General features: G+C 72.8%; 15 protein-coding genes. 8 read left to right on the forward strand and 7 right to left on the reverse strand.

What is annotated here, in order from left to right:
- Positions 1-16: 16 nt before the first annotated feature.
- Positions 17-1096 carry a LacI family DNA-binding transcriptional regulator gene (locus ACIQM4_RS17630; RefSeq protein ID WP_401592167.1) on the reverse strand — a complete coding sequence of 360 codons (1080 nt, stop codon included), beginning with the start codon at positions 1094-1096 and terminating at the stop codon, positions 17-19.
- Between the two features lie 200 nt (positions 1097-1296).
- Here ACIQM4_RS17630 and ACIQM4_RS17635 point away from each other — a divergent pair, with 200 nt between their 5' ends.
- The 4 genes from ACIQM4_RS17635 to ACIQM4_RS17650 are packed head-to-tail and all read left to right on the forward strand — an operon-like array spanning position 1297 to position 6097.
- The gene (locus ACIQM4_RS17635; protein ID WP_401592369.1) at positions 1297-2637 is read left to right on the forward strand and encodes an ABC transporter substrate-binding protein; all 1341 of its coding nucleotides are present in this window, start codon (positions 1297-1299) and stop codon (positions 2635-2637) included.
- 37 nt (positions 2638-2674) lie between these two features.
- Positions 2675-3724 (forward strand): carbohydrate ABC transporter permease, encoded by a 1050-nt coding sequence (locus tag ACIQM4_RS17640; protein ID WP_401592169.1) that lies wholly within the window; start codon positions 2675-2677, stop codon positions 3722-3724.
- Positions 3721-4623 (forward strand): carbohydrate ABC transporter permease, encoded by a 903-nt coding sequence (locus ACIQM4_RS17645; protein WP_401592171.1) that lies wholly within the window; start codon positions 3721-3723, stop codon positions 4621-4623. Before ACIQM4_RS17640 ends, ACIQM4_RS17645 begins: the two co-directional genes overlap by 4 nt.
- A gap of 55 nt (positions 4624-4678) precedes the next feature.
- Positions 4679-6097, forward strand: coding sequence for a GH1 family beta-glucosidase (locus ACIQM4_RS17650; protein WP_401592173.1), 1419 nt, complete (start codon positions 4679-4681; stop codon positions 6095-6097).
- A 35-nt stretch (positions 6098-6132) separates the two neighbouring features.
- Here the strand turns inward: ACIQM4_RS17650 and ACIQM4_RS17655 are convergent, their stop codons facing one another.
- Positions 6133-7017 carry a hypothetical protein gene (locus ACIQM4_RS17655; RefSeq protein ID WP_401592175.1) on the reverse strand — a complete coding sequence of 295 codons (885 nt, stop codon included), beginning with the start codon at positions 7015-7017 and terminating at the stop codon, positions 6133-6135.
- Positions 7018-7198: 181 nt separating this feature from the next.
- On the opposite strand from ACIQM4_RS17655, the gene ACIQM4_RS17660 reads away from it, so the two are divergent.
- Complete coding sequence (locus ACIQM4_RS17660; protein ID WP_401592177.1) at positions 7199-7636, forward strand: SRPBCC family protein; 438 nt, start codon at positions 7199-7201, stop codon at positions 7634-7636.
- 51 nt (positions 7637-7687) lie between these two features.
- On the opposite strand, the gene ACIQM4_RS17665 is transcribed toward ACIQM4_RS17660, so the two are convergent.
- On the reverse strand, positions 7688-9100 hold the full coding sequence (locus ACIQM4_RS17665; protein WP_401592179.1) for an ATP-binding protein: 1413 nt from the start codon (positions 9098-9100) through the stop codon (positions 7688-7690).
- Entirely contained in the window at positions 9097-9810 is a 714-nt protein-coding gene (locus ACIQM4_RS17670; protein WP_401592181.1) for a response regulator transcription factor, read from the reverse strand. The genes ACIQM4_RS17665 and ACIQM4_RS17670 overlap by 4 nt, the downstream gene beginning before the upstream one ends.
- Before the next feature lie 123 nt (positions 9811-9933).
- Between ACIQM4_RS17670 and ACIQM4_RS17675 the strand changes: the two genes are divergently transcribed.
- Positions 9934-10476 (forward strand): hypothetical protein, encoded by a 543-nt coding sequence (locus tag ACIQM4_RS17675; RefSeq protein WP_401592183.1) that lies wholly within the window; start codon positions 9934-9936, stop codon positions 10474-10476.
- Positions 10477-10586: 110 nt separating this feature from the next.
- Here ACIQM4_RS17675 and ACIQM4_RS17680 read toward each other — a convergent pair whose 3' ends face one another.
- Together ACIQM4_RS17680 and ACIQM4_RS17685 are read right to left on the reverse strand one after the other, a co-directional pair.
- Positions 10587-11492 (reverse strand): spermidine synthase, encoded by a 906-nt coding sequence (locus tag ACIQM4_RS17680; protein ID WP_401592185.1) that lies wholly within the window; start codon positions 11490-11492, stop codon positions 10587-10589.
- Positions 11493-11575: 83 nt separating this feature from the next.
- A complete protein-coding gene (locus tag ACIQM4_RS17685) occupies positions 11576-12331 on the reverse strand; it encodes a hypothetical protein (RefSeq protein WP_401592187.1) in 756 nt (251 codons plus the stop codon).
- 266 nt (positions 12332-12597) lie between these two features.
- On the opposite strand from ACIQM4_RS17685, the gene ACIQM4_RS17690 reads away from it, so the two are divergent.
- The gene (locus tag ACIQM4_RS17690) at positions 12598-14067 is read left to right on the forward strand and encodes a hypothetical protein (RefSeq protein WP_401592189.1); all 1470 of its coding nucleotides are present in this window, start codon (positions 12598-12600) and stop codon (positions 14065-14067) included.
- Between the two features lie 79 nt (positions 14068-14146).
- On the opposite strand, the gene ACIQM4_RS17695 is transcribed toward ACIQM4_RS17690, so the two are convergent.
- Entirely contained in the window at positions 14147-14749 is a 603-nt protein-coding gene (locus ACIQM4_RS17695; protein WP_401592191.1) for a histidine phosphatase family protein, read from the reverse strand.
- A gap of 163 nt (positions 14750-14912) precedes the next feature.
- Between ACIQM4_RS17695 and ACIQM4_RS17700 the strand changes: the two genes are divergently transcribed.
- Positions 14913-16076 carry a hypothetical protein gene (locus ACIQM4_RS17700; RefSeq protein WP_401592193.1) on the forward strand — a complete coding sequence of 388 codons (1164 nt, stop codon included), beginning with the start codon at positions 14913-14915 and terminating at the stop codon, positions 16074-16076.
- The last annotated feature ends 196 nt before the right edge of the window (positions 16077-16272 follow it).

Consider the following 16272-nt stretch of genomic DNA (forward strand, 5'->3'; position numbering starts at 1 on the left):
GTCCGTACCCCGCCCCCTACGAAGACGACCTCGCCACCAGTTCGGTGGGCAGCATCAGTTGTGGCTGGGGCGGGCGGGGGGCGCCGACCGGGAGGGTCGTGCGGGCGATCTCGGCGAGGAGGGTACGGGCCATCACGCGGCCCATCTCCTCGATGGGCTGGCGGACGCTGGTGAGCGGCGGGTCCATGTGGCGCGCGATGGAGGAGTCGTCGAAGCCGACCATCGCGATGTCCTCGGGGACCCGGATGCCGCGGGTGCGCAGTACCTGGCGGGCGCCGGACGCCATGACGTCCGAGGCGACGAACACCGCGTCGGGGGGCGGGCCCTGGGTGAGCAGGGATTCCATTGCCGCCCGGCCGCCCTCCTCGGTGAAGTCGGCCGGGGCGATCAGTGCCTCGTCCACCGGCAGGCCCGCCTCGGTGAGGCCGTCGCGGTAGCCGGCGAGCCGGCACTGGGCGCCGTAGACGTCCAGGCGTCCGGTGATGGTGGCTATCCTGCGCCGGCCGCGCTCGACCAGGTGGGCGACCGCCTGGCGGGCGCCGGAGACGTTGTCGGCGTCGACCCACGGCAGCGGTTCGGTGGCGGAGCGGCGGCCGCTGATGACGGCGGGGATGTCCAGCTCGGAGAGCAGGTCGGGGAGCGGGTCGTCGGCTCGCAGGGAGACCACCAGGACTCCGTCGACGCGGTGGCCCGCCAGGTAGTGGGCGAGCCTGCCGCGTTCGCGGTCGCTGCCGACGATGGTCAGCAGGAGCTGCATGTCGGTGTCGGCGAGTGCGGCGCCGACGCCCCGCAGGATGTCGGAGAAGTAGGGCTCGACGAAGAAGCGGTGTTCGGCCTCGGGGACGACCAGGGCTATCGCGTCCGTGCGGTTGGCGGCGAGTGCCCGGGCCGCCCGGTTGGGCACGTAGCCGAGTTCCGCCACGGCCGTCTCGACGGCGGCCCTGGTGCGCTCGCTGACCCGGGGGGATCCGTTGATCACCCGGGACACCGTGCCCCTGCCGACGCCCGCGCGCGCGGCCACCTCTTCGAGCGTGGGCCGGCCCGCGCCGCGTCCGCCCCTGGCGGCATTCCGGCCACCCGTTTCCCGTAGTTCCACTGAACCGACCCTCCCAGCACGTCCGCGCTTGTGTACGACCGCATTTCACACTCGTACACGCGTGTGTGACGCCAAGTCTCGCTGTCCGGTGCCTTGACACCCCCGCGGGGAGCCGCGAACCTTCAACACATCACTCGTGGGAGCGCTCCCACCGTACCTGACCCATCGGGCTTCAGGAGGTCGCAATGAAGGTCACCGTCATGCGCAGGACCAGTTCCAGAAACGCTGTCGCACTCTCCGCCACCGTCGCCCTGCTGGGCGGCGTGCTGCTCTCCGGCTGTGCCTCGGACGACTCCCCGTCCGGCGGCGCCACCGCCGGTTCGGGCAGCACCGCCGCGGGCCAGCAGGGCAAGACCGTCCTGCGGGTCGGTGTCTTCGGCGCCTTCGGACTGAAGGAGGCCGGACTGTACGACGAGTACATGAAGGCCAATCCTGACATCGTCATCGAGCAGAACTCGATCGAGCGCAACGAGAATTACTACCCGCAGCTGCTGAACCACCTGACCAGCGGCAGCGGCCTCTCCGACATACAGGCCGTCGAGATCAACAACATCGCCGAGGTCACGGCCACCCAGTCCGCCAAACTGATGGACCTGGGCAAGACCGAAGGGGTGCAGAAGGACGCCTTCCTGCCGTGGAAGTGGGCGCAGGGCACCAGCAAGGAGGGCAAGACGGTCGGCCTCGGCACGGACGTCGGGCCGATGGGCATGTGTTACCGCAAGGACCTCTTCCAGAAGGCCGGGCTGCCGACGGACCGGGAGGCGGTCGGCAAGCTGTGGGCCGGTGACTGGCGCAAGTACCTGGAGGTCGGCAAGCAGTACAAGGCCAAGGCTCCCGCGGACACCAAGTTCCTCGATTCGGCGTCCGGGCTGATGGCGGCCGTCACCGGTGGCTCCGAGAAGCGGTACTACGACGCCGACGGCAAGGTGATTTACAAGTCGAACCCGGTGGTGAAGGAGGCCTGGGACATCGCGGCCGAGGCGGCGGGCGCCGGGCTGACCGCCAAGCACCAGCAGTTCCAGAAGGGCTGGGACCAGGGCTTCGCCAACGGCCAGTTCGCGACCGTGTCCTGCCCGCCGTGGATGCTCGGCTACATCCAGGACAAGGCCGGCGACTCGGGCAAGGGCAAGTGGGACGTGGCGGCGGCACCCAAGCCCAGCAACTGGGGCGGGGCGTTCCTGACCGTCCCCGAGGCCGGCAAGAACAAGGAGGCCGCGGCCAAGCTCGCCGCCTGGCTGACCGCCCCGGCGCAGCAGGCCAAGTTCTTCGCCGAGCGCGGCAGCTTCCCGAGCGCCCAGGCCGCGTATTCGCTGCCCGAGGTGTCCGGCGCCAAGCACGAGTACTTCAACAACGCGCCCATCGGCGAGATCTTCTCGAAGGCGGCGAAGGGTGTCCCGGTCCAGATCCTCGGCCCGAAGGACCTCGTCATCGCGCAGAACCTCGCCGACATCGGGATGCTCCAGGTCGACCAGAAGGGGCGTTCCTCCGAGGAGGGCTGGAACGCGGCGGTGAAGGCGATCGACAACGCCCTGGACCAGTGAGCCACGACAAGAACCGGATCGGGAACGGTGAGCGCCGATGAGCAGCGTGAGCAGTGAGTCCGTCCCGGCCTCCACCCCCTCCTCCTCCCCGTCCTCGTCCGGCGGGGAAGAGGAGGGGGCGGGCCGGGGCGGGCGCCTGGGCAGGAGCACGGCGGCGCCGTCCGCGTGGCGCAGCCGCCGCTACCGCTGGGACATGAAGTGGAGTCCGTACGCCTATGTGGCGCCGTTCTTCGTCTTCTTCGTCGCCTTCGGTCTCTTCCCGCTCCTCTACACCGGCTGGGCCTCCCTCCACCAGGTGGAGCTGACCGCGCCGACCGACATGAACTGGGTGGGGCTGCGCAACTTCAGCCGGCTGATGAGCGACGAGTTCTTCTGGAACGCGCTGCGCAACACCGTCACCATCGGTCTCCTCTCCACCGTTCCGCAGCTGGTGATCGCGCTGGGCATCGCTCATCTGCTGCACTACAAGCTGCGCGGCTCCTCGTTCTTCCGGGTCGCCGTCCTCACCCCTTACGCCACGTCCGTCGCGGCGGCCACCCTCGTCTTCGTGCTCCTCTTCGGCCGCGACTACGGGATGATCAACTGGGCGCTGGGCATGGTCGGCGTCGACCCGGTCGACTGGCAGAACGGCAGCTGGACCTCGCAGCTCGCCGTGTCCACCATCGTCATCTGGCGCTGGACGGGCTACAACGCGCTGATCTACCTGGCCGCCATGCAGGCCATCTCCCCCGACCTGTACGAGTCGGCGGAGCTGGACGGGGCGTCGCGCTGGCAGCAGTTCCGGCACGTGACGATCCCTTCGCTGCGCCCGACGATCCTCTTCACGGTGGTCGTCTCGACGATCGGTGCGACGCAGCTGTTCGGCGAGCCGCTGCTGTTCAGCGGCAGCGGGGGTGCCACCGGCGGCTCGGAGCACCAGTTCCAGACGCTGGGCCTGTACCTGTACGAGCAGGGCTGGGTGAACCTGCACCTCGGGCGGGCCTCGGCCATCGCCTGGACGATGTTCCTGATCCTGGTGCTGATCGGGCTGGTCAACTGGCTGATCTCGCGACGGCTGAACAAGAGCGAGAAGGGATCCCGGTCATGAGCACGACGGCCGTACGAGAGGTGCGGAAGGCGCAGGACCGGGGGCCTGGGCAGACCCGCGGGGTCCGCAAGGCCGGCAGGCAGCGGCACGCGGGGAAGCTGACCTACGCGATCCTGATCGTCTTCACGGTCGGCTCGCTCTTCCCCCTGGTGTGGACGGCGATCGCGGCCTCCCGCAACAACACGCGGCTGGCCCAGACCCCGCCGCCGTTCTGGTTCGGCGGGAACCTGTTCAAGAACCTGGGCATCGCGTGGACCGACGCGAACATGGGCACGGCGCTGCTGAACACCACGGTGGTGGCGGGCGCGGTCGCGGCGGGCACGGTGCTCTTCTCGACCTTCGCCGGTTTCGCCTTCGCCAAGCTGCGGTTCCGCTTCAAGAGCCTGATGCTCCTGCTGGTGATCGGCACGATGATGGTGCCGCCCCAGTTGAGCGTCGTACCGCTGTACATGATGATCGCGAAGCTCCAGTGGACCGACCAGCTCCAGTCCGTCATCCTGCCGACGCTGGTGAGCGCCTTCGGGGTGTTCTTCATGCGGCAGTACCTGATGGAGGCGCTGCCGACCGAACTGATCGAGGCGGCCAGGGTGGACGGCGCGAGCAGCATCAGGGTGATGTGGCACATCGTCTTCCCCGCCGCCCGGCCCGCGATGGCGGTGCTCGGCATGCTGACCTTCGTCATGGCGTGGAACGACTTCTTCTGGCCGATCATCGCGCTCACGCAGAACGGCAGCCCGACGGTCCAGGTGGCGCTGACCGGGCTCGGCCGGGGCTTCATCCCCGACCAGTCCGTGATCATGGCCGGTGCGCTGCTCGGCACGCTGCCGCTGCTCGTCGCGTTCGTCCTCTTCGGCAAGCAGATCGTCGGCGGCATCATGCAGGGCGCGGTCAAGGGCTGAGCCCAGCCCCTGCCGGCTTCTTCTCATTTCACCTACCCGATACGGGAGTTGACGCATGTCCACTGCGAGCTTGCCGCCCGGCCACTTCCCCGAGGACTTCATCTGGGGTTCCGCGACCGCCGCCTACCAGATCGAGGGCGCCGTGCGCGAGGACGGCCGCACCCCGTCCGTCTGGGACACCTTCAGCCACACCCCGGGGCGTACCGAGAACGGCGACACCGGGGACGTGGCCTGCGACCACTACCACCGCAGGGCCGACGACGTGGCGCTGATGGCGGACCTCGGCCTGAACGCTTACCGCTTCTCGGTCTCCTGGTCGCGGGTCCAGCCGACCGGCCGCGGCCCGGCCGTCCAGAAGGGCCTGGACTTCTACCGCGCCCTGGTCGACGACCTCCTCGACCACGGCATCACCCCCTCCCTGACCCTCTACCACTGGGACCTTCCGCAGGAGCTGGAGGACGCGGGCGGCTGGCCCGCCAGGGACACCGCGCACCGGTTCGCCGAGTACGCGGGCCTGGTCGCCGGGGCGCTCGGCGACCGGGTGGAGATGTGGACCACCCTCAACGAGCCCTGGTGCAGCGCCTTCCTGGGGTACGGGTCGGGGGTGCACGCCCCCGGCCGCACCGACCCGGTGGCGGCCCTGCGCGCCGCCCACCACCTCAACCTCGCGCACGGCCTGGGCGCGCAGGCGCTGCGCACGGCCCTGCCTGCGCGGGCCCGGATCGGGGTCAGCCTCAACCCCAGCGTCGTACGTCCGCTGACCTCCTCGCCGCAGGACGCGGACGCGGCCCGGCGGATCGACGCGCTCGCCAACCGGGTGTTCAGCGGCCCGATGCTCCAAGGCGCCTACCCCGAGGACCTGTTGGTGGACACCGCCACGCTCACCGACTGGTCGTTCGTCCGACCGGGCGACGAGGCGACCGCCCGGCAGCGTCTGGACATGCTGGGCATCAACTACTACACCCCGGCGGTGGTCTCGCACACCGCCGTCCCCGACGCCCCGCGCTCGGACGGACACGGCGCGAGCGAGCACTCCCCCTGGCCCGCGGCCGGCTCGGTGGCCTTCCACCAACCTCCGGGCGAACGTACGGAGATGGGCTGGTCGGTCGACCCGTCCGGGCTGTACGACCTGCTCGTGCGGTACGGGCAGGAGGCCCCGGGCGTCGCCCTCTACGTGACCGAGAACGGCGCCGCGTACGACGACAAGCCGGACGCGGACGGCACGGTGCACGACCCTGAGCGCATCGCGTACCTGCACCGCCATCTGGACGCCGTGCAGCGGGCGTTGACGGTCGGCGCCGATGTGCGCGGGTACTTCCTGTGGTCACTGATGGACAACTTCGAGTGGGCGTACGGCTACAGCAAGCGCTTCGGCGCCGTGCACGTGGACTTCGCGACACAGGCACGCACGCCGAAGTCGAGCGCACGGTGGTACGCGGAGGTGGCCAGGACGGGGAAGCTCCCGGAGCTCTGAGGCGACCGGACCTTGCCGGCACCCGGCCGCCGGGGCTACCGCCGCCGGCCCGCGTCGTCCGTCAGGTCGGCCGTCCCGGCGGCCGGGGGCGCCTTGACCTCTGCCTTCGTGCCGAAGTCGGAGAGCTCGAAGACCGTCCGCACGGAAAGCTTCTTGGGGGTGGTGGAGTCGGCCCCGGTCCCCTCGGGGGCGGTGAAGGTCATGTCGGTCTGCTGGCGGGCGATGCGGTGTGCGTCGTCGAGCCAGAGGTCGACGGGCAGGGTGGGGCCGATCTGCTTCCTCAGCCGCGCGCCGTCCGGCAGCCGGCTGACGTCGACGCTCGCCCGGTAGTGGGTGGTGTCGGTGTCGCCGATCCGCTCGGCGCCGAGCTCCCGGACGCCCTCGCCGGTGACGCCCCGGGCGAGAGCGGTCAGCCCGGCGGGGTCGCCGACCTGGCCGCCGCCCTGCTGCGGGGCCGCCTTCGAGGGATCGATCCTGATCCAGGGCTTCTTGCCGGGTACGGCGGCGCGCCGGGCAGCCGGCACCTTCTGGTAGACGATCCGCTCGACGACGCGCTGCTCGACCTTCTCGCCCTCGGCGCTCAGCGTCAGCACGCTGCTCCCGCGGGCGAGATCGACCACACCCTCGCCGTCGACCGCGGTGGCCCTGCCGTCGGCGGTGGTCTGGACCCGCAGGACCATGCGGGCACTCCCCGCGTCCAGCGTCTTCCGGTACGCATCGCGCACGGCGGCGGCGGCCCGGCCGTCGGACGGCCCGGGGGCGGCGGACGTCCCGCCGGGGCCCGGCCTGGGTTCGTTGCCGTCGCAGGCGCCGACGGCGGTCAGTGTGAGGACCGCGGTCGCGACGCTCGCACCGGTCCGCAGACGGTTCCGTGGCTTGCCGGCCGTCTTCGTACGGTCCGTTACGCGGTCCCGGCGCATCTGCGAGCCTCCGCCCCCTGATTCGTTCCTGAAGCTGTTCGTTCCTGCGGAGTTCCGGGTGCCCGCCGGCCTGCGGATCACACCCGGTGCGCGGCTGCGTCACAGCGGTAATCGCAGGAGGGGAAGCGGGTAGGCGGCACCGGGACAGCGCATCGCACCTGCCTCAAGGAGGACCCGCACCATGTCGTCTTCGATCGTCGAGACCATTGACGTCAACGCCCCCGTGGCGGACAGCTGGGCACTGTGGAGCGATGTCACCCAGTGGCCCACCTTCCTGTCCCACGTCCAGCGGGTCGATCCGATCGACGCCAACACCTTCTCCTGGTGGCTGCGGCTGCCGGGCGCGGACAAGGCGTTCACCGCGGAGCTCACGGAGGTGGTGGCGGAGGACCGGATCGCGTGGCGGACCACGGCGGGCGTGCAGCACGCGGGCGTGGTGACGTTCCACCGGCTGAGCGACACGACCAGCCGGGTGGCGCTCCAGATCGAGTACGAGCCGCACGGGTTCGTCGAGCACGTGGGCGCACTCACCAACCTGGACAAGACGCTGGCCAACTACGACCTGGGCCAGTTCAAGAGGCTGGTGGAAGACCTGGCGGCGCATCACCTCACGGCGTGAGGGCGGCGGCGGGAGACAGGGACGGCGGCGGCCCGGGGCCGCGGAGGCCGGTTAGAGCCCCGCGGTCCTGCGGGCCGCCGGGCGGCGCCTGCGCACCACCCGGTGTCCGCGTCGCCCCGTGCGCGCCGCACGGCCCCCGTGCAGTGCCAGCCAGATGCGGATCTCCGTCCCGCCGAGCACCGAGTGCCCGATACGGACGTCACCGCCCGTCGACTCCGCGACCCTGCGCACGATGTCCAGTCCGAGCCCCGTCGACCCCGCCTGCTCGCCGCTGTTGCCGCGGGTGAGGGCGGCCTCGGGGTCGGCGATGCCGGGGCCCGCGTCCGAGACCAGGACGAGCACCGCGTCCTCCCCGTTGTGCACGTCCAGCGAGAACGGCGTGCCCTCCGGGGTGTGCCGGAAGACGTTGCCCAGCAGCGCGTCCAGCGCCGCCGCGAACTCGGCGCGGCCCACCGGTATCCGGACCGGCCGGTCCACGCCCGCCAGCCGGACCTCACGGCCCTCGTCCTCGGCGAGCGCCGACCAGAATCCCATCCGTTCGCGCACCACCTCGGAGACGTCGCACCCCGCGCCGGGGCCGGGCACCGGCTGGGTCTGCGGCCGCTGCTCGCGCGCCGTGCGGATGATCGTGTCGACCTCGCGCTCCAGCTGCTCGACGGCCGCCCGCGTCTGGTCGGCGGCCGGTCCTTCCCCGAGTGAGGCGGCGTTGAGGCGCAGTACGGTCAGCGGGGTGCGCAGCCGGTGCGAGAGGTCGGCGGCCAGTTCGCGTTCGTTGGCGAGGAGCTGCACCACCTGGTCGGCCATCGAGTTGAACGCGACCGCTGCCGACTTCAGCTCGGTGGGCCCCTCCTCGGGGACCCGCGCGCCCAGTTTGCCCTCGCCCAGGTCCTGGGCGGCGCCCGCCAGCCGCTGGGCCGGCTGGACCATCCGTACGCCCAGCCGGTCGGCGACCGCGACCGAACCGACGATCAGCGCGAGTCCCACCCCGGCCAGTACGAGCCATGCCGTCGCGACGCCGTTGCTGACGTCCTCCTCGGGCACGAAGACCTCGACGATGGCGATGTCGCCGCTCGCGAGGGCCGTCGGCTGCAGCAGGGCGGAGCCTCCCGGGGCCTTCGCCGTGTAGGCGCGCCCGATCCGCTGGGTCGCCTCGACGTCCTCGACGGAGGCCCGGCGGATGCCGATCTCCTGCGCCTGACCGGCGATTCCCGGTTCGTCGGAGGCCGGGATGTGGATCGCCATCCAGCCCTTGCTGCCCGGTTCGGTGATCGCCATCGCGCGGGTCAGCTGCTCGCGGTCGGTGGTGATGGACAGGGTCGGGCCGATGGAGGCGGCCTGGCGTTCCGCGCCGGAGAACGCCCGGTCCCCGGCCATCTCCCTGATGACCAGGCCGAGCGGCACCGCGAACGCCACCACGACCATCGCCGTGACCGCGAGGCACACCTTGACCAGCGCCCACCTCATGCGGTGGCGCCCGGCGGTGCGGGGAGCGGCGGTTCGAGCTTGACCCCGACGCCCCGAAGAGTGTGCAGATAGCGGGGGTTGGCGGCGGTTTCACCGAGTTTGCGACGCAGCCATGACAGATGCACGTCGATGGTCTGGTCGTCGCCGTAGCTCTGCTGCCAGACCTCGGCGAGGAGTTCCTTGCGCGGTACGACCACTCCGGGCCGTCCGGCGAGGAAGGTCAGCAGGTCGAACTCGCGGCGGGTGAGGTCGAGCCGGGCCCCGTCCAGCTCCGCCTGCCGGCGCAGCGGGTCGATGGCGAGACCGCCCACGTTGATGAGCCGCGACGGCGGCTCGGCGCCGGCCGAGGCGCGCGACCTGCGCAGCACGGCGGCCATCCGGGCCGACAGGTGCTCCACCGAGAAAGGTTTCGTCAGATAGTCGTCGGCGCCGTCGTTCAACAGCCGTACGATCTCCGCCTCGTCGTCCCGTGCGGTCGCGATGATCACCGGTACGTCGGTGATTCCGCGCAGCATCTTGAGCGCTTCGGCCCCGTCCAGGTCGGGCAGACCGAGGTCAAGGATGACCACGTCGAAGCGGAAATGAGCGACCTCGCGCAACGCCTCCAGGGCAGTGCCGACGCTCCGCACGGTGTGGGAGGCCTCGGTCAGGTGCCGGATGAGGGCGGAGCGCACGAACTGGTCGTCCTCGACCACGAGCACACTTGCCATGGAACGGCACCGTACGCCATCCGGCGGATCCCCATCCGCGGGGGACGGCGCGGACCCTCCCCCGGTGGGGGACCCTCCGTCCCCGTGGGACAGCAGTGGTGCGCGTGGTGCAGGATGGCCCCGATGCGACGAGGACTCATACATTCCGGAGCGTGGCTGCTGGCCACCGGTGCCGCCGTCACCCTTTCGTGGTGGGGCGTCCATGCCGTGATGGCGGGCACGGCGTACGACCCGCCGCGCGCCCTGCCGATCCCGGCCGCGCCCCCGGAGCCCACCGTCACCCCGCAGACGTCCCCGCCGCGCTCCTCCTCCACCCACCGGCCGACCCACGCCCAGACCCCGTCGGCGAAGAGGTCCACGCCCCCTCCCGCAGGCCGTCCCGCCCCGTCCCCGACGCCGCCCGCCGCCGGCACCCGTACGCCCTCGCTGCCGCCCGCCGCGACGGGCGAGCTGAAGTCGGTCAACACGGTGGCGGGCCGGGTGGTCTTCTCGATGGAGAAGGACTCGGCCACCCTGGTGTCCGCGACGCCGACCTCGGGGTGGGCCATGCAGGTGTGGAAGGACCCGTCGTGGATCCGGGTGGAGTTCACGGCCGGCGGCGCCAAGCTGTCGGTCTTCTGCACCTGGCACGACCACGCGCCGACGGTCGAGGTCGTCCAGTCGTGAGCGGCGGCGCTGCCTGAGGACCGTGGGCGACGGGTGCCGTGCGGGTCGCTCGGAGGCGGTGCGCGGCACGGGGTGCCGTGCGGGTCGCTCGGAGGCCGTGCGCGGCCGGGTTACTTGAAGACGGAGGGCGGCGGGGCAGGGGACGGCTGCGCGCTCGCGTCGGTGACCGGCACGGCTCCCCCGGTGAAGTCCGTCAGGTCCCGGCCGTGCTCGACCCGCCCCGGATGCGGGTCGGTCGCCACCCGCCGGGTCCAGTCGGCGAGGGGCAGTGCCAGCTCCGAGCCGAGCAGTACGGCGTTCCCGAACCGCTTGCCGCGCAGTACGGCCGGGTCGGCGGCCAGGGCGAGGTGCGGGAAGACGGCCGCCGCGGTGGCGATCTGGCCGCGCAGGTGGGCGAGCGGCGGCCCGTCGGCGAGATTCGCCGCGTACTGTCCGCCGGGCGCGAGGACGCGTCGTACCTCGGTCAGGAACTCGGTGCTGGTCAGGTGGGCGGGCGTACGGGCGCCGCTGAACACGTCGGCGATGATCAGGTCCGCCCAGCCGTCGGGGAGCCTGGCGAGCCCCTCGCGGGCGTCGGTCCCCCGCACCCGTACCCGGGCCGCGGGGTCCAGTGGAAGCTCCCTGCGCACCAGTTGGGCGAGCGCGGTGTCGATCTCGACGATCTGCTGGGTGGAGCGGGGCCGGGTGGCGGCGACGTACCGCGCCATCGTGAACGCGCCGCCGCCGAGGTGAAGCACCTGGAGCGGCTGCTTGGCCGGGGCGATCAGGTCGACGACGTGGCCGAGCCTGCGTTGGTACGCGAAGCCGAGGTGCGCGGGGTCGTCGAGGTCGACGTGCGACTGGGGCGCGCCGTCCAGGAGCAGGGTCCAGCCGCGCGGGCGGTCCCGGTCGGGTATCAGCTCGGCGAGACCGCCGTCGACCGTCTCGACCACGGACTCGGGGGCGGAGGCGCGCTCGCGCCGCCTGCCGCCTCGGCCCGCCGACGTCGAGGCCGCGGCCTGGGATTTCTTTGCCACCCGGCCAGTATCGGCGTACCGCAGGACATCGGCGCACCGGGGGAGGTCGGCGTACCCGCGCCGCTGACGCCCACCGGTCCGCGTCAGCGGCAGCGGTCGGCCGCCTCGATCAGCCGGGCCGCCTCGCCGAGCGCCCTGCGCAGCGCCTCGGGGTCGGTGACCGGGACGGTGCCCGTGGTGGGCGGCAGCAGCCAGTCCGTGCCGGTGACGGGGGGCTCGGCGATGTGCGGTGCGGTGGTGTCGGTGTGCGCGGGAGCGGGCCGGGGCGCGGTCCGCGCCGTGGCGGACGTGGCTGTCCCCTCGCCGTCCTCCGTGCCCCCGCCCTCGTTTCGGCCGGCCGGCCGGGGCGGGAGGTCGAAGGAGACCCCCCGGCCCAGTGTCTGCGTACAGGCGCTGCCCGGCATGTCCCAGCCGTCGGCGGTGCCGGGCGGCACCAGGAAGCCGACCGTGTCGCACGGGCCGTCGTGCAGCACCGGGCCGACGGCGGAGGAGCCCGGCCCCGTGGCGTCCGCACAGGCGGCGGAGGAGCGGCGCAGGATGTCCACCGCCTCCAGTCCCTGCCGGGCGGGGACGGTGACCAGGTCGAGGGGCTCGGGGCCGAAGACCTCGGGGCCGAGCTCCTCGGAGCCGGGCCACGCGGCCCCGGGGGCGTCGTCGGGAAGGGCCGACATCTCGGGCGTCGTGCTGCACTCGGTGGTCGGCCAGTGCTGGGCGGTCGCGTGGGACGCGGAGGCGGATCCGGGCGTCCCTCCGACGGGAGCGACCGCGGCGCCGCGTGGCGCGGACCCGGGCCCGCCGGGAACTCCTGCGGTGTCCGAAACGGCTTCCACTGTCTCCATGCCGGCCTCCAACAAGGGAACTCTCCTCGCTCGGGAGGGAGTCGCACCCCCTCCGTTCCCTGTCAACGCGCCAACGGCGTCAACGGCTACGGCGGCACGCCGCCGCAAAGGATGGCAGTTCATGGCAGATCGGGGATGAGATATCCGGTTTGTAGGCAAACTCCGCGTGTTGGTGTCGTCACAGCCGGTACGTTCATGCCCCGCCGGGGGTGGACCACCCGCCCCGGCGGCGCACTGTCGCACCAGCCGCCAGAGAGGCCCGGCCAATGGCGTCGTCATCAGTGAATCACCGGCCGTCCCGTCCCAATCTCGTCTTCCGGGCCCTGCGGGGACACCGCTCACCGGGGGAGTTCGCCGCGGCGGTCCGCCGGGCCGCCCGCGAGATCGGCGAACAGGTGGCGTGCGACGCCCGGTACGTCGGGCGGGTCGAGGCGGGCGAGATCCGTTGCCCGAACTATGCGTACGAGCGGGTTTTCCTCCATATGTTCCCGGGGCTGGCGCTGACCGACCTCGGGTTCACCGACCGGGACTCGGTGCGCGGCCGCAGGGCGCGCGGCGGCGCCCGCACTCCCTCGCCGCACCCCGGTACGCCCCCGGGTGCGGCCGTCGCCGGGCCGGCGGGGAGCGGACCCGGCGGGCCAGGACCACACGTTTCCGACATCGACGAGGAGAGCGACGTGTTGCGTCGCGCGTTCATGACCGGCGGGACCGTCACGGTGGCGGCAGCCGCCACGCTGGGGCCCGTCGGGTATCTGGGAACCGCCTTCGCGAACCCCCCGGCGGGCCTGCCCGGCAGAGCCACCGGCTCACCCACCGACACCTTCCCCGGACGGCCGGGGGCGAGCGAGGCCGCCGCGGTGGAGGAGGCGGTCCGGCAGATCCGGCTGTTGGACGACCGGCACGGCGCCGACGCCCTCTACCGGCACACGGGCAAACCGCTGCGGACCGCGTACGCCCTGCTCGACGCGGGGGCCGCCCGGCGCACGGTGTCGGACCGGCTGTACCGCGCCGCGGGCGAGCTGGCGCTGTCGGTGGGCTGGCTGGCGCACGACTCGGGCAGCTTCGAGGAGGCCCGCTCGCACTACGCGGAGGCGCTGGCCACCGCGCGGGTGGCCGGGGACCCGGGACTTGAGGCGCACGCGTTCTGCAACACGGCGTTCCTGGCCAGGGACGCGGGCAGGCCCCGTGAGGCACTGCGGGCGGCGCAGGCGGGGCAGCGCGCGGCGGGCGGAACGGGGTCGGCGCGGCTGAAGTCGCTGCTGACGCTGCGCGAGGCGGCCGGCTGGGCGGCGCTTGGCGACCGTACGGGCTGCGTCGAGGCGCTCGTACGGGCCAAGTCGCTCTTCGACGCCGGGCCTTCGGAGCAGGACCCGGAGTGGATGTCCTTCTTCGGGCCCGCCGAGCTGGCGGGCCTGGAGGCGCAGTGCTGGTCGGCGCTGGGCGACTGGCGGCGGGCCGCGCGGCACGCGCACCGGGCCGCCGCACTCCAGGACCCGCACTTCACCCGCAACCTCGCCCTCTACAGCGCCGAGCTGGCCGACGACCTGGCCAGGGCCGGCGTGCCCGACGAGGCCGCCGCGGTCGGCCAGAAGGTGCTCGACCTGCTGGAGCAGGTCCAGTCCTCCCGGGTGCACACGATGCTGGCCGGGACGTTCCGGGCACTGCTGCCGCACCGGCGCTCCCCCGCGGTGGGCGCGTTCCTGGCCCGGCACGCGAACACCGTGCGCCGTGCCTGAGCGGGACGCGGAACCCGGCCGGGGCCCCGGGTCCGGGCACAGCGCCCCGCCCGGACCGGCCGCGACGCGGCCGGACCGCTCAGCGCGCGGCGTCCAGGTGGCCGGTGTCGTTCCACCGCTCGACGGCGGGTTCGCCGTACGCCCAGCCCAGCACGGACAGCGAGGTCGGGTCCAGGCGGATGTGGGCGCCGAAGCCGATGCCCAGGCCGAGCCAGCGGGCGCCGATCGAGCGCAGGATGTGCCCGTGCGCGAAGACCAGCACGTCGCGGTCCTCCGAGCGGACCCACTCGATCACCTCGTCGACGCGGGCGGTCACGTCGGCGATGGACTCGCCGTCCGGGGCCCCGTTGCGCCAGATCATCCAGCCGGGCTGGTGGGCGTGGATCTCGTCCGGCTTGAGGCCCTCGTAGGAGCCGTAGTCCCACTCCATGAGCGCGTCCCAGTTCTCGGCGCGGTCGCCGAACCCCGCCAGGTCGCAGGTCTCGCGGGCCCGGACCAGGGGGCTGCTGCGGACCGCCACGCCGGGCAGGCCGCCCCAGGGCGCCCGGTGCAGCCGTTCGCCGAGCATTTTCGCGCCGTGGCGGCCCTCGTCGAGCAGCGGAATGTCGGAGCGGCCGGTGTGCTTGCCGGTCAGCGACCATTCCGTCTGACCGTGCCTGGCCAGCAGGATGCGGGGTGCCATGTCGATCTCTCCCTGGACGCCGAGCGAGGTGGGCCGTACGGCATCAGGCCGTACGGAAAGAGGGCTTTCGGGCCGGAATGGGGCCGGCCCGTTCCATCATCGCGCACCGGGTGGGCGAACGGATGCGGGGGTGTTGTCAGTGGTGGATGCGAGACTTCCGAGGGTGAACGCAACTCTGGGCAGCGGACCCGACCCCACACCTCCGCCCGTACGTCGCGAAGCACGCCACGCCCCGGCCGTTTTGGAGCAGGTTCCGGTGCGGCGGCGGCTCGCCGAGCTGCGCGGCGCCGCGGTCCCCCCGCACCCGCTGGACGCCCGCGCGCTTGCCGCACTGGCCGCGAACCCGGGGTGCGAGCGGCGGACCCTGCTGGACGGGGCGGGGGTGAACAAGGCGGCCCTCGCGCAGGCGTTGGGTTCGCCCGCCGCCCTCGGCCAGTCGCAGTTCGCGTTCATGCGCGGCAACGCGTTCGAGGCCCGGGTGAAGTCGGACGGCGCGGCGGTCCTGCTGCGGCTGCTGGGGGTGGAGGACCCGTCGGGGGCACTGACGCCCGACGTCTCCGCGGCCGGCCCCGAGGGGCGTACGGCACGCACCGCGCTCGCGCTGCGGGAGGCGACGGCGGCCAAGGCGTGGACGCTGCTCGACCATCCGATGCTGGCCCTGGAGGTCGCCGGCACACCCGTGTACCTGGAGCCGGACGCGGTGGTGGTGCACCCGGACGGCCACTGGACGGTCGTCGAGATCAAGTCCTTCCCGATGCTGGACGGTTCGGCCGACGCGGCGAAGGTGGGCGCGGCCGCCCGGCAGGCCGCGGTGTACGTGCTGGCGTTGGAGCAGGTGGCGGCGAAGGTGGCGGGCGCGGAGGTCGGCCACCGGGTGCTGCTGGTCTGCCCCAAGGACTTCTCCAACCTGCCGGCCGGCGCGGTCGTCGACGTCCGTAAGCAACTCCAGGTGACCCGGAGGCAGTTGGCCCGGATGCACCGGGTCGAGGAGCTGGCGGCCGCGGTCCCGCAGGGCACCACCTTCGACCCTTCGTCGTGCTCGGCGCAGGAGCTGGCCGCCGCGGTGGAGGCGGTGGACGCGGCATACGCACCGGAGTGCCTGGCCGCGTGCGAGCTCGCCTTCCACTGCAGGGAGCGGGCGCGCTCGGCGGGAGCGGTGGAGACGCTGGGGCGGGGCGTGCGGGGAGAGCTGGGGGGCCTGACGACGGTCGAGGAGGTCCTCGACGCGGCGGCGGGGGTGTCCGGCGACCCCGCCGACCCCACGGTCGCCACGTTGCGCCGCGCGGCGGCCCTGCGCGCCGACGCGCTGGCCGCGCGGGGGACGTGAGGACCGTGCCGGGCGGGACAGGTCCGGCGCGACGTCGGGTGCCGGCGCGCGGGGACCGTGCCGGGCGGGACAGGTCCGGCGCGACGTCGGGTGCCGGCGCGCGGGGACCGTGCCGGGCGGCTCCCCCGTTCCCCGCGACCCTGACCGCCCGTCCCCGCGTTCCCCCGCGCCCCTGACTGCCCGTGGCCGCCTCAAG

It is taken from the genome of Streptomyces sp. NPDC091272, assembly GCF_044757485.1.
Classification (GTDB): Bacteria; Actinomycetota; Actinomycetes; order Streptomycetales; family Streptomycetaceae; genus Streptomyces.

Bases quoted from the DNA above. Each gene is read 5' to 3' on its own strand.
- ACIQM4_RS17635 (WP_401592369.1), top strand. From the start codon at position 1,297: ATGCGCAGGACCAGTTCCAGAAACGCTGTCGCACTCTCCGCCACCGTC.
- ACIQM4_RS17640 (WP_401592169.1), top strand. From the start codon at position 2,675: ATGAGCAGCGTGAGCAGTGAGTCCGTCCCGGCCTCCACCCCCTCCTCC.
- ACIQM4_RS17645 (WP_401592171.1), top strand. From the start codon at position 3,721: ATGAGCACGACGGCCGTACGAGAGGTGCGGAAGGCGCAGGACCGGGGG.
- ACIQM4_RS17650 (WP_401592173.1), top strand. From the start codon at position 4,679: ATGTCCACTGCGAGCTTGCCGCCCGGCCACTTCCCCGAGGACTTCATC.
- ACIQM4_RS17655 (WP_401592175.1), bottom strand. From the start codon at position 7,017: ATGCGCCGGGACCGCGTAACGGACCGTACGAAGACGGCCGGCAAGCCA.
- ACIQM4_RS17660 (WP_401592177.1), top strand. From the start codon at position 7,199: ATGTCGTCTTCGATCGTCGAGACCATTGACGTCAACGCCCCCGTGGCG.
- ACIQM4_RS17665 (WP_401592179.1), bottom strand. From the start codon at position 9,100: ATGAGGTGGGCGCTGGTCAAGGTGTGCCTCGCGGTCACGGCGATGGTC.
- ACIQM4_RS17670 (WP_401592181.1), bottom strand. From the start codon at position 9,810: ATGGCAAGTGTGCTCGTGGTCGAGGACGACCAGTTCGTGCGCTCCGCC.
- ACIQM4_RS17675 (WP_401592183.1), top strand. From the start codon at position 9,934: ATGCGACGAGGACTCATACATTCCGGAGCGTGGCTGCTGGCCACCGGT.
- ACIQM4_RS17685 (WP_401592187.1), bottom strand. From the start codon at position 12,331: ATGGAGACAGTGGAAGCCGTTTCGGACACCGCAGGAGTTCCCGGCGGG.
- ACIQM4_RS17690 (WP_401592189.1), top strand. From the start codon at position 12,598: ATGGCGTCGTCATCAGTGAATCACCGGCCGTCCCGTCCCAATCTCGTC.
- ACIQM4_RS17695 (WP_401592191.1), bottom strand. From the start codon at position 14,749: ATGGCACCCCGCATCCTGCTGGCCAGGCACGGTCAGACGGAATGGTCG.